Below are 22,900 nucleotides of genomic sequence, written 5' to 3' on the forward strand. Positions count from 1 at the left end.
GAGGTGTTGTCATGGACCTTTCCGATTTCACCGACACTTTCGATAACTGGACGGACGACACCCTTGGTTGGGTAAACGACAATGGCGAATGGCTGTTTGAAACCATCAGAGCCATTCTTGAAGGTACCTATGGTGTCATTCTCTGGCTTCTGCAATTGCCGCCTTTTTATGTGATTGCGCTTGTTCTGGCCGCGTTGAGCTGGTGGTTGATCGGCCGCGCCGCAGGTCTGCTGACCCTGGTTGCAATCATCTTCTGTGCCGTCATGGGTCTGTGGGCTGAAACCATGAGCACGCTGGCGCTGGTGGCGTCAGCGACGATCCTCGCACTTGTGGTCGGTATTCCAATCGGCATTGCAGCAGGTTTCATCCGTTCATTCGACCGGGTGCTGGAGCCAGTTCTCGACCTGATCCAGACATTGCCGCCTTACATCTATTTGCTGCCGGCCATCGCGCTTCTCGGTTATGGCCCGGCGACGGCGCTGGTGGCCACCGTCATCGTGGCGATGTCACCGGCCATTCGCCTGACATCCCTGGGGATCCGGCTGACACCACGCGAATTTATCGAACTGGGGCAGGCAAGCGGCCTGACACCCTGGCAGATGTTTACCAAAATCCGTCTGCCCTTTGCCATACCCAGCATCATGGCCGGCATCAACCAGAGCCTGATGATGGCATTCGGCATGGTGGTCATTGCCGGGATTGTCGGGTCTGGCGGACTGGGCGAGACCATCTACGGTGCGGTTCGAACGCTTGATATTGCCACATCGATCAATGCGGCCATTGCCATCGTGATTTTGACCATGGTGCTCGACAGGCTTACCCAGAGTGCGGCTGCACAGGCCAAGGCAGGTGGAAGATGAATTTGGATGTGTTGCGGTTTTCGCCGGGTGCCTATCTTGCGCCAATCGTTGATTGGCTGAACAGAAATTTCCATCCGTTTTTTGACGGACTGGCGAAGTTTATCGAGGCCGTTCTGGGCGGGTTTGAAGCGCTGCTGCTCTATCCGCCCGCCTATGTGATCATTGTTGTGGCGGCGTTGCTGTCCGCATTGCTCATCAATGTTCGTGTGTCCATCGTCACCGCAGTTGCCTTGGTGTTCTGTCTGCTGACCGGACTATGGACGGCATCGATGCAGACGCTGGCTCTGGTCACGGTTGCGGTGATCATCTCGGTTGCCATTGCCTTTCCTCTCGGCGTGCTGGCTGCTCGCCACAAGAGGTTTGAAGCGACCTTGCGACCCGTGCTTGACGTGATGCAGACGGTGCCGCCATGGGTCTATCTTATTCCGGCGGTGATGATTTTCAGCCTTGGCCGTGTACCGGCAATCATTGCAACGATTGTTTACGGTGTGCCTCCCATGTTGCGTCTGACGACACTGGCGTTCAAGCAGGTGCCGAAAGACTTGCTGGAGTTGGGCCAGGCAACCGGTGCGTCACCACGTGCCATTCTGTTCAAGATCGAAATCCCGGCTGCAACGCCGACCCTGCTGGTTGGCCTCAACCAGTGCATTCTTCTGTCACTGGCCATGGTGGTGCTGGCTGGCCTTGTTGGGGCAGGTGGTCTGGGTGCCGAGGTGACGCGAGGCTTGACGCGTATGGAAATGGGCCTTGGATTGCGGGCCGGGCTTGCAATCGTCGCCGTGGCGATCCTTCTCGACCGGCTGTCGAAAGGTGCCCTGCAGGGCCGTCAGCGGTTGTCACCAGTCAAAAGCTGAGGAGCTTCAGATGCGTCACAGTTTTTTCTGTATCGACTCCCACACCTGCGGCAATCCTGTTCGTCTGATTGCCGCAGGGGCGCCGATGTTGCCGCACCTGCTGGTTGCTGAACGGCGTGCGCTGTTCGTTCGCGATCATGACTGGGTGCGCAAAGCCCTGATGTTTGAGCCTCGTGGCCACGACGTGATGTCTGGCGCAATCATCTACCCGCCTTACCGCGACGATTGCGATATTGCCGTGCTTTTTGTCGAGGTCAGTGGTTGCCTGCCCATGTGTGGCGCGGGAACGATCGGACTTGTGACGGCTGCGATTGAAGAAGGTCTTGTCACGCCGAAAGTGCCTGGAAAGCTGTCGCTGGAGACACCAGCCGGCAAGGTCGATATCGACTATGAAAAGCCCGGTGACTTCGTGGAAAGCGTGCGTATGTTCAATGGCGCAAGCTACCTTCATGCCGCAGATGTTGTCGTTGATGTGCCCGGTCTCGGCGAACTGACCGTCGATATTTCCTATGGCGGAAACTACTACGCCGTTGTTGAGCCGCAGAAGAACTGGCAGGGCCTCGATGGTATGTCGGCCGACGAGATTATTCGCCTCAGTCAGCGGCTGCGTGACGCATTGCAGGGCGTTTGTGACCCCGTTCACCCGGATGATGCTCGGATCGGCGGTGTGCACCACGCGCTGTGGTGCGACAAACCAACGGATGCTTCTGCGGATGGTCGTGGTGCCGTGTTTTACGGTGAAAAGGCAATCGACCGGTCACCGGGAGGCACGGGCACCTCTGCGCGGCTGGCGCAGCTTTATGGCAAGGGTCGCTTGAAACCCGGGCAGACCTACCGGCAACAGAGCCTGATCGGCACTGTGTTTGAGGGACGCATAGAGCGGGAAACCATGGTTGGTTCCTTCCGCGGTATCAGCCCCAGTGTGCGCGGTTGGTCGCGCGTGATCGGACACAATACGATTTTTGTGGATGATCGCGATCCACTGGCGCACGGGTTTCAAATCACCTGACGCTGGCTCGGTTCAACAAATACACTGACAGATAAGGCGACGCGTTAATGCGCGGCGCCTGACTTGTTGTTGCCACGCAGTGCGCTGCCAAACGTAATCACCGCGACAACGATACCGCCCAGCACGATGCCGAGGGCCGCTTGCAGAAGTGACGCCGTAAACCAGCCAAGGACTGCTGGAAGTGCAGGTACCGCTGTCTCCACGGCATGTTTTGCGGCTTCGATGATATGTTCGGGTTGATGTATGCCAAGACCTGCCAATCCATGCACGATGATGCTTCCGCCAACCCACAGCATGGCTGCAGTGCCCACGAAAGTAAGGATTTTCATGAAAACCGGCACGCCTTTGACAAGGCCCAGTCCAACAAATTTCAGGAAGGAATGACCGGTTTTGACCATGTGAAGACCAACATCGTCAGCCTTTACGATCATCGCCACCACGCCATAGACCGCAACAGTGATGAGAATGCCAACACCTGCCAGAACTGCAGCCTGGGTGTAGATGTCGGAAGTCGAGACTTCCGCCAGGGTCAGGGCCATGATTTCGGCAGACAGGATGAAATCGGTGCGGATTGCGCCGGAAACCTTTTGTGTTTCGAGTTTTGTCTGGTCCGTGGTGGCATCGACTGAAATCGCGTCATGAGAGGCGTGGGGAAACACGGCTTCATAGACTTTTTCCGCCCCTTCGAAACACAAATACATGCCGCCCATCATCAGCAGCGGCGTTATCAGCCATGGCGCGAAATATCCAAGCAGCAGGCAGAGCGGCAGCAGAAAAATCAGCTTGTTGCGCAGTGAACCAAGTGCAATTCGACCGATGATCGGAAGCTCTCTGCTGGGTGACAGACCCACCACATAGGCAGGTGTGACGGCCGTATCGTCAATCACCACACCGGCGGCCTTGACGCTTGCCTTGGCTGTCTGGCCGGCAACATCATCAAGGGAGGCCGCAGCCAGCTTGGCTATCCCGGCGATGTCGTCCAGAAGAGCAATCAGACCTGTCGCCACGGCTATTCTCCTTGTCTGCGGGTATGGTTCACTGAATTTTCGAGCATGCATTCCATCTGGGACGAGATGGTTTGATGATGGCAGGTTGTCGGGCAGGGGATGCCCGTGCAATCATGCGTTTTCTATGCCTAGTTCGCTTTGTTGCATTGCGCAAGTCATCTCGCCACCTGATCAGGTGACTGAGAATATTGCTTTTTTAGGCAGGCGAAGTCATTGACGCAAACCAGACTGCCTTGAAGATGCTGCCGGGATTGCGCCCAAAACAAAAACAGCTCCGGATGTTATCCGGAGCCGCATGGCAGGTTAAAGGTCGGTCAGATCAGATAACGCCCTGCGCACGCATGGCTTCTGCCACGCGAATGAAACCGGCAATATTGGCGCCGAGCACGTAATTGTCCTTGGCACCGTATTCTTCGGCCGTTTCTGCGCAGCGGTCATGAATGCCCTGCATGATCTGGCCGAGACGCTCGCGGGCGGTCTCGAAGCTCCAGCTGTCGCGGCTGGCATTTTGCTGCATTTCGAGTGCCGAGGTGGCAACACCACCGGCATTGGCAGCCTTACCGGGGCCGAACAGAATGCCGGCTTCCTGGAATGCACGCACAGCTTCTGGTGTTGAAGGCATGTTGGCACCTTCAGCAACGGCCATGACGCCATTTGCAATCAGTGTCTTTGCATCGCGGCCGGACAATTCGTTTTGCGTGGCGCAAGGCAGTGCGACATCGCAAGCAACATCCCAGATCGAGCCCTTGTCGGATGGGATGAAATGAACGCCCTTTGGTTTCAGGCGCGAATATTCCGACACACGCTCGCGGCGCACTTCCTTGATCTCCTTGATGAGATCAAGATCGATGCCGTTTTCATCGACGATGTAACCGCTGCTGTCAGAGCAGGCGGTGACCTTGGCGCCGTAGCTGATGGCCTGCTCCATGGCGTAGATCGCCACATTGCCGGACCCGGACACGGTCACCTTCTTGCCTTCAAAGCCGGTGCCTTTTCTCTCCAGCATGGCGCGGGTGAAATAAACGGCGCCGTAACCGGTCGCTTCCTTGCGCACCAGCGAGCCGCCATAGTTCAAGCCCTTGCCGGTGAACACGCCCGCTTCAAAACGGTTGGTCAGGCGTTTATACTGGCCAAACATCCAGCCAATTTCACGACCGCTGACGCCGATGTCGCCGGCTGGCACATCAGTATGTTCGCCGAGGTGCCGGTGAAGCTCGATCATGAAGGACTGGCAAAAGCGCATGATTTCGCCCTCTGAGCGGCCCTTTGGATCGAAGTCCGAACCACCCTTGCCACCGCCAATCGGCAGGCCGGTCAGAGCGTTCTTGAAGATCTGCTCGAAACCGAGGAACTTGATGATGCCGAGATTGACCGAGGGGTGGAAACGCAGGCCGCCCTTGTAGGGGCCAAGCGCCGAATTGAACTGCACGCGGAAACCGCGATTGATCTGAACCTGGCCCTTGTCGTCAACCCAGGGAACCCGGAAGATGATTTGCCGCTCAGGTTCACAAATGCGCTCGATCAACGCATCGGCGAGATAACCGGGATGTTTCGAAACGACGAGGCCGAGGCTTTCAAGCACTTCGCGTGTGGCCTGATGAAACTCCGGTTCGGCAGGATTGCGCTGCAGGACCTGGGCCAGAATTGGTTCAAGTTTCTCGTCGACGGTCGCCATGGCGACACTCCTTTCGTCATCAATAATGAGGCTTTTGGGCTGCCGGATCACCACCGGAAAACCCGCCGGGACAGTGTGTCTGTTCCAGGTGGAAAGCCGCGCGGCGGCTGGTTTTTTGCTCCTTGTGGCTTGGAGCGTGCTGCCATGCGGGGAACTTCGAGCTAACGGCTCTTTGAGAGGTTGATGGCAAGAATTCAGGCAGATTGCTGCGACAAACAGCAGGATAACGACGAGGCACCAAAATCAACCTGATTCCAAAAGAGGCAAATGATTAATTGGAAGGCTTATCGGCCTGTCCATTGCCGCTTGCAAGGACGGAAAGCCTGATTTCGGTACTCGCATAGGCTTTGTGCGGTTTCACGCACTGCAATCATGTGGTTGTGCCTAAAGAAGGTTGAATGGCACGCGAAATCACATTGGTTTTACGTGTTTCTGGTATTGCTGATATAAAAATGTACGAACAAGTACGTATGTAGTTGCAAATGCCCTGCCAGCGGCATTATACCGCACCCATGGGAGGGAGAGTCCGAGCTGTCATGCAACGGGAGGGCATGGTGGTGAACAATTGAAGTCCTCGTTGGGGGCGCTTCCCGTTTGGCCGGCTTATGTTTCCCGGCACGACGTCGGTGCCCTGTCGAAAGCAGTGTGGTAGCCGTCCGTGATTCTGATTTCCGCTTCTGCTTGCGATGCTGTGGGCTGCGACTGTCGACTCTGTCGAATCCACAATTGGAGCTAGAGATAAATGAAAGCCTCTGAAGGCACCCCATCCACGATAGCCAAGCTCTGGCTGTTCGTGCTCGGCGCCGTCCTTGTCCTTGCCGGTTTGTTCTTCACCGTTGGTGGCGGCAAACTGGTGTCGCTGGGCGGTAGCTGGTACTTCCTGCTCTCCGGTATCGCAATCATTGCGGCCGGTGTGCTGATCATTCTGCGCAAGCCTGTTGGCGCGCTTCTGTTCGGTCTTGTTACTGTCGCCACCATTGTCTGGGCGCTGTTGGATTCAGGTCTGGCCTTCTGGCCGCTGATCTCACGCCTTCTGGCTTTCGGTGTTGGCGCAACCGTGATTGCGGCCAGCTTCCCACTGCTGCGCAAGGCGGCAGGCAAGACGCCGGCCTATCTGCCATCCTTCGTTATTGCCGCGATCCTGGCGGTCGGTTCGGCTGCCGGTTTTGCTGGCATGTTTGTGCCACACCCGACTGTTGCCTTTAATGGTGCTGAGGTGCCTCTGACGCCCGTTGATCCTGCCGGTGAGCAGAAAAACTGGGAAGCCTATGGCAACACATCAGGTGGCTCGCGATTTGCAGCGCTTGACCAGATTACCCGCGATAACGTCAAAGACCTGAAGGTTGCCTGGACCTATCAGACCGGCGATACGCCAATCAGCCCCGGCGGCGGTGGCGCTGAAGACCAGCAGACCCCGTTGCAGGTTGGCGACCGCGTTTTCCTGTGCACGCCACACAATAACGTCATCGCAATCGATGCCGATACCGGCAAGGAAATCTGGAAAAACGAGATCAATGCCAAATCGTCCGTCTGGATGCGTTGCCGTGGTCTTGCCTATTTCGATGCGACCCGTCCGCTTGAACAGCCAACCGTTGATGGCTCTACGCCAGTCACGGCTGTGACCGTTCCGGAAGGCGCTCTTTGCCAGCGCCGTCTGCTGATGAACTCGATCAATGCCGAACTTTTTGCGATTGATGCCGACACCGGCGCATTTTGCCCGGATTTTGGCACGAACGGTCGCGTCGATCTGAAGATCGGCATGGGCGATGCGCCTGATCCGCAATATGTGCTGACCTCAGCCCCGACACTGGCAGGCACCACGGTGGTGATTGGCGGTCGTATCGCCGACAACGTGCAGGTCGACATGCCTGGCGGTGTGATGCGTGGTTTCGACGTGATCACCGGCGAATTGCGCTGGGCGTTTGACCCGGGCAATCCTGAAATCACCAAGCTGCCGCCAGAAGGCCAGACCTATACACGTTCGACCCCGAATGTGTGGGCGGCCATGTCCTATGACGCGGCATCCAACACGGTATTCCTGCCGGTCGGCAGCCCGTCGGTTGATCTTTACGGCGCAACCCGCACCGAACTTGATCACAAATACGGGGCCTCCATGCTGGCGCTTGACGCCACGACCGGTCGTGAAAAATGGGTTTACCAGACCGTTCACAACGATCTGTGGGACTTTGACGTGCCAATGCAGCCGTCCTTCTTCGACTTCAAGAAGGCGGATGGTTCAACGGTTCCAGCACTGACTTTCGGTACCAAGGCCGGCCAGATCTGGGTGCTTGATCGCGCCACAGGCCAGCCGCTGACTGATGTGGCTGATGTGCCTGTCAAACCGGGCAAGATCCCGAACGAGCCCTATGCCCCGACACAGAAACTGTCGGTCGGCATGCCGCAGATCGGTGCGCAGACACTGACGGAAAGCAACATGTGGGGCGCTACCCCGTTTGACCAGCTGTTGTGCCGTATTGCTTTCAAGGGCATGCGCTATGACGGTGTCTATACGGTTCCGGGCACTGATCTGGCGCTCAACTTCCCAGGTTCGCTTGGTGGCATGAACTGGGGTGGTTTCTCGACCGACCCAACCACCAACACCATCTTCGTCAATGACATGCGCCTTGGCCTGTGGATCCAGATGAAGGAAGCTGCACCGAGCACGGCTGTCAATAGCGGTTCGGAAGCCACCAACACGGTCATGGGCGTTGTGCCGATGCGGGGCACGCCTTACGCGGTCGACAAGAACCGTTTCCTGTCGGCGCTTGGCATTCCCTGCCAGGAGCCGCCTTACGGCACGCTGACGGCCATCGACATGGATAGCCAGCAGATCAAGTGGCAGGTTCCGCTTGGTACGGTGGAAGACACTGGCCCACTTGACATCAAAATGGGTCTCCCGATCCCGATCGGCATGCCGACCATTGGCGGTTCATTGGCGACACAGGGTGGTCTGGTGTTCTTTGCTGCCACTCAGGACTACTATCTGCGTGCCTTTGACAGCGCGACCGGCAAGGAAGTCTGGAAGTTTCGGATGCCGGTTGGCAGCCAGGGCACGCCAATCACCTACAAGTCGCCAAAGACCGGCAAGCAATACATCGTCATTTCGGCGGGTGGTGCACGTCAGTCGCCGGATCGCGGTGATTATGTGATCGCCTACGCGCTGCCGGATTGATGAACGCATTGACGCAGATATGAAAAAAAGATGCCCGGCCACGCGCCGGGCATTTTTATGGGTCGGTTTTCTGAGCGGTGGAACAGTCACTCGTGACATAGGCAAGGATGGTGTCGGATGCCATTTGTCTGTGCCGACGATAGGTCTCAGGGTCGGAGAGATCGCACTGGAAGATCGTTCCGAAGGTGTGCCGGTTCGTGACGCGGAAAAAACAAAGCGAACTGATCAACATATGCAGATCAACCGCTTCGATCTCGTGTTTGAACACACCGGTTTCGCGGCCGCGCCGGATAATGTCATCGAGAGCTGTCAGCGCCGGCACGCTGAAGTCCGCAATCACCTTGGATTGTTTGAGATGTGCTGCGCGGTGGATGTTTTCATTCATCACCAGCCGCACAAAATCGGGGCTGGCTTCGTCATGATCAAAGGTGTGATTGATAAGTTTGCGAAGCGCTTCAATCGGTTCCAGAGCCGCCAGGTTGAGATCGGTCTCATAGGTTCTGGCCTGACTATAGGCCTTCTCCAGCACGGCGAGGTAAAGGCCGTTTTTACTGCCGAAGTAGTAATAAATCATCCGTTTTGAAGTCTTGGTCCGCTCGGCTATGGCATCGACCCTGCCGCCTGCCAGTCCCAATGCCGCAAATTCTTCCGTTGCGGCGGCCAGAATGTCTTCCTTCGTTTTGTCGGGATCATTCTTTCGCGTTTCACGCTTTGAACTTCGCATTAAACGTCAGCTTTCTCTGCATCCAAATGAATCTGCGCATTCTGGATCATCTCGCCCAGAATGCGAGTAGAAATAAGGCCGGCCCGTCGCTGACAATCAGTTCCAACTTCAACCGCTGGTCGGGTCGGTTGCTATCTCTGGTCAGGGACTGTCGCCGCAAACATTGCCCCGATGCCATAGTCGGTGAGCCGACTGATGTCATCAACTACCTCAAACTATCTTGTCCTGCATTGCCGTGGGTATCGGCACTATTGCTGACGTGACGGTAGGATGTCATTCAGCATCCGATCAATCCGGAGCATCAAGAACCGGGGCAAAGATGGTGGCGTTGAAGACCTCGAGACGCGGCTCTTGCTTTGGAAAGGCAATGATTGTCAGGCTTGCAGGGCCGACGGGAATGATGCGTGCCGGCGGCAGGTCAAGGGCGCCATGAAGTGCTGCGCGGATAACGCCGCCATGGCAGACCATGAGGATGGTCTGAGCCTCGGAGGACCGGGCCTCGGTGATCACCGAGGCGACACGGGTCTTAAAGTCATCCCAGAGTTCACCATTGTCAGGTGCGAAAGTGCCTGCGCGCCAGGCAGCATAGGCATCAGGCTGTTTTTCCATCAGGTCGGCGATTTCAGCGCCCGTCCAGTCTCCGACATTGTGCTCACGCAATCTCGGTTCGGGTTTCGCATCGGGATAACCGAGCAGCTTTGCCGTATGTTGCGCACGCTTCAAATCAGAGGTGAGGACCAGATCCGGCCGGTAGGTGGCAATCATCGGGCCAAGCGCGCTGGCCTGGCTTTCACCCCGTTGTGACAGGTTGATATCGGCCTGTCCCTGAAGGCGGCGGATGGCGTTCCATTCGCTCTCGCCGTGGCGTACGAGAAGAATACGTTTCATGAAATGCGATGTCCTTGCTTGTCAAAAATGGCGGCCGGTGCGCTGGGTAGCCGGAAGCGCAGTGTCTCCGTCGCGTGAACGCGGCGGTCTGAAATGGCGGTAATGCGGATACCGTCGATGAGACCGGTTATGAGGTAGCGACCGGCCATCGGCACCACTTCTGCAAGTGTGACATCGACAGTGTTATCGCCTGCATCATCAACGATGCTGATCTGTTCGGCGCGAACCATCGCCTGACCTGTCTGGCCCCCAAGTCCGGGATCGGCGATCTTTCCAAGCCATTTGCCTTCGCTGATCGGGATGAGGTTTGCCGCTGGCGTGCCCACAAAACCGGCGACAAAAGCCGATGCAGGTTTCTCAAGCAGTTCTTCCGGCGGGCCGAACTGTTCAACGCGACCATTGTTCATTACGGCCACATGGGTTGCCATGGTCATGGCCTCAACCTGATCGTGGGTGACGTAAACAGCCGTTGCGCCGGTAGAGGCATGCAGCTTGAGCAGTTCAAAGCGCATTTCAACACGCAGCGTTGCGTCGAGGTTGGAAAGCGGTTCATCGAACAGCATCACTTTCGGGCGTGGTGCGATCATTCGCGCAAGAGCAACACGCTGCTGCTGGCCACCGGAAATCTCACCGGGATAGCGGTTGGCGAGCGCCGAAATGCCCAGCATCTGCATGGCGTCATGAATGCGGTTTCGGCATACTTCCTTGGCAAGGCCTGCGACCTTCAACGGCCATTCAATATTGCCGGCAACCGTCATGTGCGGCCACAGCGCATAGGACTGGAACACAAGACCGGCATTTCTGTTGGCCGGGGGCAATGAAAAGCTGGTTTGGCCATCGGCCACCAGTGTTTCACCGTAATGGATCTGGCCGGATGTTGGCTGATCAAGACCGGCCAGCATGCGCAACATGGTGCTTTTTCCGCAGCCGGAAGGCCCGAGTAGAACCAGAAAGGCGCCTTCGGGAACAGAGAAGCTGACATCAGAAACGGCATCGTGGCCGGCGAAGGATTTTGTGAGATGAGTGAGCGAAATCATGGGCTGGGCCTCATGCGAATGTCTGGCGTTTGCGCCCACGCAGCAGCGTGGCAGCGCCGGTGGCCAGCATGGAGATGATCAGGATGAGAAGGGTGACCGCATTTGCAAACTGGTGAAACCCGTCCGAAGCGTAGCTATAGGAAAGGACGGCCAGAAGCGGTGACGTTGGTGTGTAGAGCAGAATGGTAATCGCCAGATCGCCGATGACATTGACGAAGGAAATAAGCAGACCAGCCACCAGACCGCGTGCCGCCAGCGGCACGGTTATGGCACCGAGCCTGCGTAAGAAACTTGCGCCTGTCAGTCGGGCAGCCTCATCGATGTCGCCAGAAATCTGCGCAACCGTTGCCCTGCCGGTTTGCACGGCAAAGGGCAACATGGCAGCGGTGAGCGCCAGACCCAGCAACAGTTTCGTGCCGTAGAGTGCGGGAATGGGACCGATCGGCGCACCATAAAGCGCGATATAGGCGGCAGCAAAGGCAATACCCGGCAGCAGCATGGGCAGGAAGCTGAGCTGCGAAACCAGGCTGCTGAGCACCGGTGTTTGCTGCCGCGTCAGGGCAACGGCGATCAGGATACCAATGACATTGGCGGCAATGGCGACGCAGACACCTAGCATCAAGGTGGTGGAGAGTGCCGAAATCAGTTGCGGGTTATGGAATATTCCGGGCTGTCCGCGTGCAAATGCCGGACTGCTCTCCCCGATCCAGTAATGCATCGTCCAATCGGAAAACAGTGCGAGTGGTGATGGCGCGAGGCTTGCAGCAGCAAGCAGCAGGATCGGCAGGATGGTTGTGATGATACAGATTGCCCAGGCAATGATGGCCAATGGCATTCTGGCATTGCCGAGTGCAAAACGGCGTGCGCGTGCACCCTTGCCACTGATCGTTGCAAAACTGCGGCGACCTGACAGCAGACGGTTGCCGAATCCCAGGAAAATTGCCGAGATACCAATCAGCAGGATTGCCAGCACGTAACCGCGTTCGGTCTGACCGATCTCGATCATGCCGAACAGACGTGTGGACAATGTCTGCATACGCACGGGCAGACCGAGCAGGGCAGGGGCCGCGAAATTCGAAACGGCGCCGGCAAAGGACAGTGAAGCACCGGCGATCAGGGCCGGGGTGACAACCGGCAGCACGATGCCGAACAGAATACGCTTGCGCGACGCGCCAGTCATTTGCGCTGCTTCAACCAGATCGCCATTGACGGTTGCCAGAGCAGCGGCAATGACCGTGAAGGCCAAAGCGTAATAATGGGCGGTCAGCACGACGATGGTCGGCGTCATGCCCCAGGATAACCAGTCCGGCACGCTGAAACCCCAGCCTTCGAGAAGGCCCCCACCGCCGCCAACACGCCCGTTGCGAAACACGGTTCCCCACGCGAGGGCTGTGGCAAAACTTGGGATCATGAAGGGCAGTGTGGCGAGAAAGGCGATGACAGGTCTTCCCGGTACATCGGTCATCACCACCAGCCACGCGAGAAAACCGCCGAGCAGCACGCAGCCGGCTGCCACGCCGAGACCGATGACCATGGTGTTGATCGTTGGGCGCCAGAACAGGTTTTGCGACAGACGGCTTGCCAGAACGTCTACCCAGGCACTGGCACCGGAGCGGGGCTGCAGGGTTTCCAAGAGAATGGTGAAAAGAGGCGCAACGACCAGAACAACAAGGATCAGCGCCATGGCCGTTGTCAGGCCATGGCGTCTTAGGGTTTGGGCGCATCGGCGCAAGGTCAATGTCATGCGAGGCTCCAGAGAAACGGGTGGCGTGCCACCCGTTCTCCTGTTTGGCAATTATTGCAGGGCGAGGATGAAATCGGCCACCTGGGCACGAATTTTCGCAGTATCGGCCGGAGCAATCTGCCATCCCTTGAAGTCCGCCAGAGCAATGGCATCCTTGTGCGGTGTAATGTCGGTGCGGGTCGGCCAGTCACCGGCCACGTAGAAAGGCTTGAAGCCTTCACCACCGGTTTCACTGTCATCACCCATCAGGAAATCGATGGCGAGACGTGCAGCGGCAGGGCTGGCCGGTTTCGGGTTGAGGGCGAGGAATGCCGGAAAAACGATGCCGTTGGACGGCGTCACGTCATTGGCAACCTGCAAAGCCCAACCTTTATCCTCGTTGTCGCGGCGGTCCGAATAGCTGGTGAAACCAATGGGCGGGTTTTGCTGACCCTTGGCGCCGACAGCCTTGTTGACCTCATCGGTGGAGCCAACGAGCACGAGATCATTGGCAAACAGGTCCGTGATGAATTGCTCTCCGGCATTTTCATTGCCGTTGCTCAGTGCGATCGGCTTGCCGAATGCTGCCTCATAGGCGGTGGCCATCTCGTCGGACTTGAGGACGATTTCAGTCATCAGATCGAGATAGTCGCCGCGCTGCAGCGGGTCGACCATGATGACGCGACCTTTCCATTCCGGCTTGGTCAGGTCCCACAGGTTCTTGACAGGCGAGCCGTTTGGATTGGCCTCTTCATTATACATCAGCACCTTTGTCGAAAGGCGCTGGGCAAGCAGTGGTGTCTTGAACTGCTCGGCGACAACGCCGGCAACGCGTGGCGGCACGTAAGGGACAACGAGATTGTTGGCAACAAGCTCGGTCAGAACGACGGGTGCATCGGAAATATAGATGACATCGGCGCCGGGAAGGTTGGCCTGCGCTTCGCTTTTGATGCGGGCAATCTGTTCGGTGGACGACATGTCGATGGTGACCATGTCGATGCCGGGATAAGCGGCTTCAAAAGCCTTTTCAACGCGAGCAATGCGGCTGGTGAAGGCATAGACGATAACTTTGCCTTCCTGTTGTGCCTGCGGCAGCAATTCTGCTGCCGACTGCGTGTCGAGATTCTGGGCATGGGCTGACGTCGCCAGCGCAAGTGCGCAAAACGATGCAATGATTTTGTACATGGGCGTCTCCTCTTGCTGAGTGTTATAGCCAATGTAGAGTGATCTTGCTACAGTTTTATGACGTGCAAGTTATCTTGCAGAGTTGGTCTCAAATTTTGCAATCAACTCCCCCAGCCGGTCGAGCTGCGACAGAGCCTGGTCGCCGCGTCGCGCCGCCAATGCGAGGTTGATGGCATTGCAGATGGCCATCGGCACGGTGAGTGTTTGAAAGCTGTCCGGCATGCCCGCCCTCGGCGCAGACAGCAGAACATCGGGACGCGGTGTCAGCGAGGGGCCAACCGTGCCTGATATGACGACGGTTGACGCGCCAACATTGGCCGCAACCTCCATCAGCCTGGTATAATCGGGCGGTTGCCTGCGGAAAGCGAACAGCAACAGGGCGTCCTTGGCAGACAGGGTCAGGATCTGCTCGGCAAGATCGCGCGGGCTGCCCGAAAGGGGATGGCTGTCGATGCCAAGCCGCCGCAGGCGCCTCTCCATCAATACGGCCAGTGCCTCGGCATTGCCGTGACCGTAAATGAAGACACGGGGACAATCGAGTTTTTCGGCTGCCTCCAGAATGCGGGCATCGGTGACGTGATCGGTCATCGCCGTTAAAGCGGCAAGTTCACTTGCCACAAGTAGCGGCAGAAAACCTTGTGTCTTGGCGTCACTCAGCGTCGCGGAAATCCGCTCAGCCGGGTCAGCAACTTTCAAGAACTCGCGGCGCAGCTCGTCGCGAAATTCCGAGTAGGACGAGAAGCCGAGCTTGCGGGCCAGTCGTGAGGTTGTGGCTTCATGAACGCCAAGCCGTGCGGCGAATTCATTTGAGGTGCCAATGGCGATGTCACGCGGGGCTTTCAGCAGTTCGGAGATCAGTTTCTGCTCGGTGCCGGTCAGATCTGTGGCAACCGCCTGGACACGTTCAATCAGCGGCAACTGAACCTTATTTTTCGACATGGCAGCTTACATCCGGCTTTCACGTTGTGGTCGGGCTAACAGGTCATAGGCGTAAAAGCACCCCGATGGCCAGTGGCGAAGAACTGAATTGATCACGACCGGGCTGCCAATCCGGAGAAATAGCCGAAAAGGTCGATGTTGATGCTTTCAGCAGCCTTGACCCGGCTTTCCCGTGTGTGACCATTTTTAAACAGTCAACTCTGATTACGAAGTAATATTTTTTTACTGAAATACGATATCTTGCAAGTCGGCCCTGGTTGACGTACTCGAAAACAGCACGCCCCTTGGGCCGATTAACAATACTGTTAGATGGCGGCTGCGTTTCAGCGCCATACACATCATGACGTTGGGATTAGGATGAACCTTTATTTGGATTACCTGGCTGAGATCAAAAGCAGAGAAACTCAAGGGCTCGCTCCCAAGCCGATTGATGACGGTGCCCTTGTTGGTGAGATCATTGCGCTGATCAAGGATTCCGGTAGCGAACACCGCGCGGATGCCCTGAAATTCTTCATCTACAATACGCTGCCGGGCACCACCAGTGCAGCTGGCGTCAAGGCTGCGTTCCTGAAGGAAATCATCCTCGGTCAGGCCATTGTTCCGGAAATCACACCGACCTTTGCTCTTGAGCTGCTGTCGCACATGAAGGGTGGTCCTTCGGTTGAAGTGCTGCTTGACATCGCGCTTGGTGATGATGCCGCAATCGCTGCCAAGGCCGGTGACGTGCTGAAGACACAGGTCTTCCTTTATGACGCCGACATGTTCCGCCTGCGCGATGCGTACAAGGCTGGCAATGCTGTGGCGAAGGACGTGCTGGAAAGCTACGCCAAGGCAGAATTCTTCACCAAGCTTCCAGATGTGGAAGATGAAATCAAGGTCGTTACCTTCATCGCTGCCGAAGGCGATATCTCGACCGACCTTCTGTCGCCGGGCAACCAGGCACACTCGCGTTCCGACCGCCAGCTTCATGGTCAGTGTATGATCACGCCGGAAGCGCAGCAGGAAATTGTTGCGCTTCAGAAGCAGCACCCGGACAAGCGGGTGATGATGATCGCCGAAAAGGGCACCATGGGTGTTGGTTCCTCGCGTATGTCGGGTGTGAACAACGTGGCGCTGTGGACCGGCAAGCAGGCCAGCCCTTACGTGCCTTTCGTCAACTTTGCGCCGATCGTTGCTGGTACCAACGGTATCTCGCCAATTTTCGCGACCACCGTTGATGTGACTGGCGGTATTGGCATTAACCTGAAGAACTGGACCAAAAAGACCGGCGACGACGGCAAGCCGATCCTCAACAATGACGGTAACCCGATCCTGGAACAGAAGTTCTCGGTTGAAACCGGCACTGTTTTGAAGATCGACGCCAAGAACAAGAAGCTGCGCGACGAAAGCGGCAATGAGCTTGTTGACGTTGCTGCGGCCTTCACACCGCAGAAGATGGAATTCATGAAGGCGGGCAGCTCCTACGCTATCGTCTTCGGCAAGAAGCTCCAGACATTTGCTGCACAGACCCTTGGCGTTGAAGCAACTCCGGTTTTTGCACCAAACAAGGAAATTTCCATCGATGGTCAGGGCCTGACAGCTGTTGAAAAGATCTTCAATCGCAACGCCGTTGGCGTGACGCCGGGCAAGGTTCTGCATGCGGGTTCTGACGTTCGCGTGACCGTGAACATTGTTGGTTCGCAGGACACGACAGGCCTGATGACCGCGCAGGAACTTGAGGCGATGGCGGCCACCGTCATTTCGCCGCTGGTTGACGGCGCCTACCAGTCCGGTTGTCACACGGCATCGGTTTGGGACAAGAAGGCTCAGGCGAACATTCCAAAGCTGATGTCCTTCATGAACAACTTCGGTGTTATCACCGCGCGTGACCCGAAGGGCGTTTACCACTCGATGACGGACGTGATCCACAAGGTGCTGAACGACATCACCGTGGATGACTGGGCGATCATTATCGGCGGCGACAGCCACACCCGTATGTCCAAGGGCGTTGCCTTTGGTGCCGATAGCGGCACCGTGGCGCTGGCGCTGGCAACCGGCGAAGCAACCATGCCGATCCCGCAGTCGGTCAAGGTGACCTTCAAGGGCACGATGCAGCCTTACATGGACTTCCGTGACGTCGTTCATGCCACACAGGCACAGATGCTCAAGCAGCACGGCGATAACGTTTTCCAGGGTCGTATCATCGAAGTCCATATCGGCACGCTGCTCGCCGACCAGGCCTTTACCTTTACCGACTGGACGGCCGAAATGAAGGCCAAGGCGTCGATCTGTATTTCGCAGGATGACACGCTGATCGAGTCGCTGGAAATCGCCAAGTCGCGTATCCAGATCATGATCGATAAGGGCATGGATAATGCTGTCGGTACACTGAAGGGCCTGATTGCCAAGGCTGACCAGCGCATTGCCGAAATCCGCTCCGGTGAAAAGCCAGCACTGGCGCCTGACGCCAACGCGAAGTATTTTGCCGAGGTCGTCGTCGATCTCGATATCATCAACGAACCGATGATCGCCGACCCTGACGTTAACAATGCCGACGTTTCCCGTCGCTACACGCATGACACGATCCGTCCGGTTTCCTACTACGGTGGCACCAAAAAGGTTGATCTTGGTTTCGTGGGTTCGTGCATGGTGCACAAGGGCGACATGAAGATCGTGGCCCAGATGCTGAAAAACATCGAGAAAGCCGAAGGCAAGGTCGAGTTCAAGGCTCCTCTGGTGGTTGCAGCGCCAACCTACAACATCATTGATGAGTTGAAGGCTGAAGGCGACTGGGAAATCCTGCAGAAGTATTCCGGTTTCGAGTTCGATGACCTGAAGCCGAAAACGTCGAACCGTACCGAATACGAAAACATCCTGTATCTCGAGCGCCCAGGCTGCAACCTTTGCATGGGTAACCAGGAAAAGGCTGAAAAGGGTGACACGGTTCTTGCAACCTCGACCCGTCTGTTCCAGGGCCGCGTGGTGGAAGACACCGCCGAGAAGAAGGGTGAATCGCTGCTTGCTTCGACCCCGGTTGTGGTTCTGTCGGCAATTCTTGGCCGTACGCCAAGCATTGAAGAATACCGCTCCGCCGTTGATGGCATCGACCTGACCAAGTTCGCTCCGCCAAAGACCACACCGATCGATTCGCTGTCGGTTCACTACTAAGTTTCTCACCTTGTGAGCTTACGCCCCCGAGTGCATCGCATTCGGGGGCGTTTTTGTTTGGATATCGTGCGTTTGGTGCCGGACGACTTATGATGCCCAGCCCTCTTCACATGAAACTATGTCCGCTTATCCTTTGAGATATTGAGTTCGCTGAAATTTGGCGTGTTACGCTGGCTGATCGGCCAGTTTTCCAAGGCAAACAGCGACCGGAGTCTCAGAAAAAGCAGCTGATCCTGATCATGCGCTTGCAGATATCTTGATGAGGTGACCACAAGTGCCCAGACATCATAGAGAAATATCAAAAATGCGGTCGGGAAAACCGGATAAACAAGGTCGAACCACAACAAGATGGGCACGAGTTAGGCAATGACAGCTGAAAGTGCCTGATGTCTCCCGACATCCAGCTAACTAGAGCTGGTTTTAGAAACTCACCAACAGATTGGCTTGGGCTGCATTGGATTTGAAGTCGCTGGCAAATTCCCCGGCATAAGTCAGCGTCAGGCGTGCAGACTTGGAGAGTTTGGCACTTATTCCGGCTTTCACCACAAGGCTGTCGCGCGGCATGGTGACACCCTCCAGAATGAAGGGCGAGCTGCCATCAAAGGCAAACAGAGACATTGGTGTGATATCGCCGGCAGCATGGCGCCATCCAATCATACCGGAGGCAACCACCGGCATATCCGTCGGCAGGTTTGCAGCCCAGCGCATGCCGATGGTCGATAGGGTCAGATTATTCGATTTGTTGGTGACGGTGAGTGCAGCGGCACCACCATCCTCCCGGAAATCATCCGTATCGAGATGGATATAGGCAAGATTTGCAAAAGGCTGCAGCTTGATGTCGTTCAACTCCATGGTCCAGGAGATATCACCAAAGACCTGGGCGGTATCGCTGGCGTAATCGGCGAGAAGCTGATCAGAAAACACACCAAAGGAAATATCGCGCTGCGTTGAAATGTCATTTCGGGTGTAGATCGCACCACCAAGGAAATTGAGCGGGCCAAAATCACCGGCTGCATAAAGACCCGCATAATAGGAGTCTGCGGTGGCTTGAGGCTGAGCCGAGAGATAGCTGTATCCGAGAATGCCGCCGAGGCGCCACTGATCCGACACGGGCAGATCAGCACCAAATATCGAACCGGTCAGACGGGTGTCGAGGTCACGCGCCGTTCCATCGTTCGAGAAATTGCTTTGCGCAAAGATGCCAGATGCCCAGAACGACGCGCCACCTGAATAGGTAGAATGCGTTTCGACGATAGAATTCGTCTGGTCGATGATTGCGTCGCGCGGAAACTGGCTCCCCCACAACAGGGCAGTTTTCAGTGAGGCGTGCACTTCGCCATTCAGCTGTGAGAATGCGCTTTCTGCAGTCGGGGTGTTCAGTGACAACACAGACTGGAAAAGCGTGTTGGTTGCGCCGAGGTCTTCAATGATGGCGGCAGTTGTCCGGTCATTTTTGCTGAGCGCGACATTGGCAAAGCGGACATTGTTACGGTCGAGGGTAAGATCGACGGTGGTCGAATTGTAGATCGGTGTTGCCGTCAGGAATGCGAAATCACTGGTAACGGTGTCGAATTCGCCGACAATGCTGCCCGCCGTCAGGATCGTGTAACTCGTTGAGAGGCCGTAAGTGCTGCTTGCGGCACGAATGTCGAGTGTGCTTCCTCCTGCTATGGTCAGCTGACCAGATGTATTAACCAGATCGGAAAGTCCGGTGGACGTGATATCCACCTGATAGGTGGAGCCGCTGCCAAATGTCAGATTTCCATTGACGGCCAGCGTCTGAATGCCAGGGCCGGGTGAAAGCGTTCCGCCATTGCCAATCGTCAGCCCGCCTGACACGCCGCTGCCGGACAACAAACCGCCATCGAAGACATCAATGGTGCCGATGACGGTTCCCTCATTGACCAGTTCACCGCCCGTGACGATTGCCGCTCCGCTGATCGTGCCAGTGTTGGAGAAAGACCCGGCGTTGTTCAACAGTGAGGCGATTGTTCCATCATTGGAGGCCGTTCCGGCATTGGTGACGGCACCTGCTGTTCCCGCACTGTTGTTGGTGAAGGTGCCTACGCTGCCAATATCGACATTGGCGAGCTGCGCATTGTTGGTGACGGTGCCGCCATTGATCATTGTGGTGCCGCTCACGACACCGCCACCATTGTTGGTGAAGGACCCGGCGCCGTTTTGCAGCGACGCGATCTCACCGGCATTGGTAACGGTGCCGGAATTTCTGATGTTTCCAGCAATACCGTCAGAATTGTTGACGAACTCAGCGGCTGCCGCAACATCTGCGTCGGTGATCTCGAAATTGTTGATAACCCTGCCGCCAGAAACGGTGGTGAGCCCCAGGATCGTGCCGCCCGAATTGTTGACGAATTCGCCTGCAGTGTTGGTCAGCGAGGCAATTTCACCTGAGTTCGATGTGTTGTTGCCCGCATTGGTGACCGCGCCTGCAACACCATCCGTGGCGTTGGTGAAGGTGCCGTTGGCACCGACATTGACATCCTGCATGGTCGCATTGTTGGTGACCGTGCCGCCAGAGATATTGGTCGCTCCACTGACAACGCCACCGAAGTTGTTGGTAAAGGTGCCAGCATCGTTTTGAAGTGACGCGATGGTGCCGTTGTTTGTCGTGGTGCCGGAGTTTCGCGCATGGCCGGCGGTGGCACCATTATTGTTGACGAAAATGGCAGCTGCAGCGACGTCGGCATCTGTCATTTCGAAATTGTTGGTCACCTTGCCGGCGGAAACGATGGTTTTCCCGGTAATCTTGCCATCACTGTTGTTGGTAAACTCGCCGCCCGTGTTGGTCAGTGAGGCGATTGTGCCCGAATTGGAGGCGGTGCCGGCATTGGTGAGTGCACCGGCAACACCTGTTGTGTTGTTGGTGAATGTGCCGTCGGTTTCAACGGTTACGTTGCCGACCGTTCCATTGTTGGAAAGTGATGTCGTTGCCCCGACGGTCGCGCTGCCCAGCGTTCCGTTTACGGCAACGCCCCCGGCATTGAGCGTCAGCTTGCCGTTCAGTGTGCCGTCAATAAACAGGTTACCACCATCGAGACTGACATCGGAATTTAAAATGCCATCTGCATTGATGCCGATGCTGCCCGAGGTCAGCGTCGTGCCATTGATGACCGTCAATGTGCCGGTGTTGGTGATGGTGACGTTGCCGCCATTGACACCAAGCTGGCCAATGGTGGCATTGTTTGTGACCTGCGGTGAACCGTCATCAACCGTTGCAGCATCGTTGGCACCCGGCAGGCCAGGGTCCCAGTTGGTTCCGTCGCTGAATTCATTGTTGGTGTCGCCAGTCCAGACGGACTGGGCAAAAGCGGGCGCGATAATGGCGAGTGAGGCCAATGCAGTGAAAAGACCAAGGCGTCGAGAAAATACCGGAAGCAGTTCATGTGTCATTTAGCGACCGATGCCAACGAGCGCCGCCATACATCGGCGGATAGATAATGATTCCTTACCGAAGCATGGTTAATGGAAACTTAACTGTCAACGGACGCACAGCGCCGGAGCCTGCAGTGCAGAGCTTTCAAACACCCACGAAATGGGGGGCTAGGCCTATCTGAGGAAACTTCTGAACCGTCGCAGTGCCAGCATGAACAGAACAACGGCGATGATGAGCAGTGCGAGAAGTTGAGGCCAGACGACATCAAGGGATGCCCCGCGGAAAAGCACGGCCTGCGCAAGAATGACGAAATGCGTGTTGGGGGCCAGAAGCATGATGTATTGAATGATGTCGGGCATGCTTTCACGCGGCGTCATCGCGCCGGACAGAACCTGTAGCGGCAATAGCACAAGGATCAATAGCAGGCCGAATTGCGGCATGGAGCCGGCAACGGTGGCCAGGAAGATGCCCATGGATGTTGTGGCAAACAAAAACAGTGCCGTACCGATCAGGAAGATGGCGGGAGAGCCTTCAATCGGCACACCAAGCAGCCCTTTCACAACGCCGAACAGTGCAAAGGTCGCTGCCAGCAACACGACAAGGCCCATCGACCAGATCTTGCTGAGCATGATTTCGGTTGGCGTTACCGGCATGACCAGCAGATGTTCGACCGTTCCGTGCTCACGTTCGCGGATCAATGCTGCACCGGTCAGAATGATCGACAACATGGTGATCGAGGTGATGATGTTGTTGATCGAGCCGAACCAAGATTTGTCCAGTGACGGGTTGAAACGTGCGCGAAGTGTAAGATCAACCGGCACGTTGCTTTGGCCACGATAGCGTTCCAGAAACTCGCTGACTTCGCTTGATACGATCGACTGGATATAGCTGCTGCCGCTAAAGGCCTGGCTCATGCGCGTGGCGTCGACATTGAGCTGAATGGTGGGATGCTGGTTGGCCAGGACGTGGCGCTGAAAGTCCGGCGGAATGTTCAGGGCAAATGTATCTAGCCCCGCATCCATTCTGCGATCCATCTCGCTGATGTCGATCTGTTTGGGTGGCACGAAGTAGGGCGGTGTAAAGGCGGTGCTGATGCGACCGGAAAGAGGAGACTGGTCTTCATCGACAATGGCAATGGCGGCATTGTTGAGTGTTTCCGGCAGTGCGCTCGAGCCAGTATAAATCTGCAGGCTGAAGGCATAGAGGATCAACAATACCAGCATGGGGTCACGCGCAAGACCGCGCAGTTCCTTCAAACCAAGCTGGAAGATGTTGGATGAGAACAT

15 protein-coding genes are annotated in these 22,900 nt (G+C 56.5%); 5 read left to right on the top strand and 10 right to left on the bottom strand.

What is annotated here, in order from left to right; genetic code table 11:
- Positions 1 to 11: 11 nt before the first annotated feature.
- The 3 genes from RT613_RS03105 to RT613_RS03115 are packed head-to-tail and all read left to right on the top strand — an operon-like array spanning position 12 to position 2,723.
- Complete coding sequence (locus tag RT613_RS03105; RefSeq protein ID WP_313612901.1) at positions 12 to 860, top strand: proline/glycine betaine ABC transporter permease; 849 nt, start codon at positions 12 to 14, stop codon at positions 858 to 860.
- Complete coding sequence (locus RT613_RS03110) at positions 857 to 1,714, top strand: ABC transporter permease (protein ID WP_313612902.1); 858 nt, start codon at positions 857 to 859, stop codon at positions 1,712 to 1,714. Before RT613_RS03105 ends, RT613_RS03110 begins: the two co-directional genes overlap by 4 nt.
- Positions 1,715 to 1,724: 10 nt before the next feature.
- A complete protein-coding gene (locus tag RT613_RS03115; RefSeq protein WP_313612904.1) occupies positions 1,725 to 2,723 on the top strand; it encodes a 4-hydroxyproline epimerase in 999 nt (332 codons plus the stop codon).
- A 44-nt stretch (positions 2,724 to 2,767) separates the two neighbouring features.
- On the opposite strand, the gene RT613_RS03120 is transcribed toward RT613_RS03115, so the two are convergent.
- Both RT613_RS03120 and gdhA read right to left on the bottom strand, forming a co-directional pair.
- The gene (locus tag RT613_RS03120; protein ID WP_313612905.1) at positions 2,768 to 3,730 is read right to left on the bottom strand and encodes a DUF808 domain-containing protein; all 963 of its coding nucleotides are present in this window, start codon (positions 3,728 to 3,730) and stop codon (positions 2,768 to 2,770) included.
- 319 nt (positions 3,731 to 4,049) lie between these two features.
- Positions 4,050 to 5,405 (bottom strand): NADP-specific glutamate dehydrogenase, encoded by a 1,356-nt coding sequence (gdhA, locus tag RT613_RS03125; protein ID WP_313612907.1) that lies wholly within the window; start codon positions 5,403 to 5,405, stop codon positions 4,050 to 4,052.
- A 742-nt stretch (positions 5,406 to 6,147) separates the two neighbouring features.
- Between gdhA and RT613_RS03130 the strand changes: the two genes are divergently transcribed.
- Positions 6,148 to 8,577 (top strand): glucose/quinate/shikimate family membrane-bound PQQ-dependent dehydrogenase, encoded by a 2,430-nt coding sequence (locus tag RT613_RS03130; RefSeq protein WP_313612909.1) that lies wholly within the window; start codon positions 6,148 to 6,150, stop codon positions 8,575 to 8,577.
- 55 nt (positions 8,578 to 8,632) lie between these two features.
- Here RT613_RS03130 and RT613_RS03135 read toward each other — a convergent pair whose 3' ends face one another.
- From RT613_RS03135 to RT613_RS03160, 6 genes are all read right to left on the bottom strand, one after another.
- Positions 8,633 to 9,301: a TetR/AcrR family transcriptional regulator gene (locus RT613_RS03135; RefSeq protein ID WP_313612911.1), complete on the bottom strand. Its 669-nt coding sequence runs from the start codon at positions 9,299 to 9,301 to the stop codon at positions 8,633 to 8,635.
- A 288-nt stretch (positions 9,302 to 9,589) separates the two neighbouring features.
- On the bottom strand, positions 9,590 to 10,189 hold the full coding sequence (locus tag RT613_RS03140; RefSeq protein ID WP_313612913.1) for a histidine phosphatase family protein: 600 nt from the start codon (positions 10,187 to 10,189) through the stop codon (positions 9,590 to 9,592).
- Positions 10,186 to 11,226 carry an ABC transporter ATP-binding protein gene (locus RT613_RS03145; RefSeq protein ID WP_313612915.1) on the bottom strand — a complete coding sequence of 347 codons (1,041 nt, stop codon included), beginning with the start codon at positions 11,224 to 11,226 and terminating at the stop codon, positions 10,186 to 10,188. The genes RT613_RS03140 and RT613_RS03145 overlap by 4 nt, the downstream gene beginning before the upstream one ends.
- A 10-nt stretch (positions 11,227 to 11,236) precedes the next feature.
- On the bottom strand, positions 11,237 to 12,970 hold the full coding sequence (locus tag RT613_RS03150; protein ID WP_313612917.1) for an iron ABC transporter permease: 1,734 nt from the start codon (positions 12,968 to 12,970) through the stop codon (positions 11,237 to 11,239).
- A gap of 51 nt (positions 12,971 to 13,021) precedes the next feature.
- Entirely contained in the window at positions 13,022 to 14,134 is a 1,113-nt protein-coding gene (locus tag RT613_RS03155; RefSeq protein ID WP_313612919.1) for an ABC transporter substrate-binding protein, read from the bottom strand.
- A 69-nt stretch (positions 14,135 to 14,203) separates the two neighbouring features.
- The gene (locus tag RT613_RS03160; RefSeq protein WP_313612921.1) at positions 14,204 to 15,073 is read right to left on the bottom strand and encodes a MurR/RpiR family transcriptional regulator; all 870 of its coding nucleotides are present in this window, start codon (positions 15,071 to 15,073) and stop codon (positions 14,204 to 14,206) included.
- A gap of 357 nt (positions 15,074 to 15,430) precedes the next feature.
- Between RT613_RS03160 and RT613_RS03165 the strand changes: the two genes are divergently transcribed.
- Complete coding sequence (locus tag RT613_RS03165; RefSeq protein ID WP_313612923.1) at positions 15,431 to 18,220, top strand: bifunctional aconitate hydratase 2/2-methylisocitrate dehydratase; 2,790 nt, start codon at positions 15,431 to 15,433, stop codon at positions 18,218 to 18,220.
- A 420-nt stretch (positions 18,221 to 18,640) separates the two neighbouring features.
- Here the strand turns inward: RT613_RS03165 and RT613_RS03170 are convergent, their stop codons facing one another.
- Positions 18,641 to 21,631 carry an autotransporter domain-containing protein gene (locus RT613_RS03170; protein ID WP_313612925.1) on the bottom strand — a complete coding sequence of 997 codons (2,991 nt, stop codon included), beginning with the start codon at positions 21,629 to 21,631 and terminating at the stop codon, positions 18,641 to 18,643.
- A gap of 156 nt (positions 21,632 to 21,787) precedes the next feature.
- Positions 21,788 to 22,900: an ABC transporter permease gene (locus RT613_RS03175; RefSeq protein WP_313612926.1), complete on the bottom strand. Its 1,113-nt coding sequence runs from the start codon at positions 22,898 to 22,900 to the stop codon at positions 21,788 to 21,790.

Source organism: Agrobacterium sp., from assembly GCF_032092815.1.
GTDB lineage: Bacteria > Pseudomonadota > Alphaproteobacteria > Rhizobiales > Rhizobiaceae > Agrobacterium.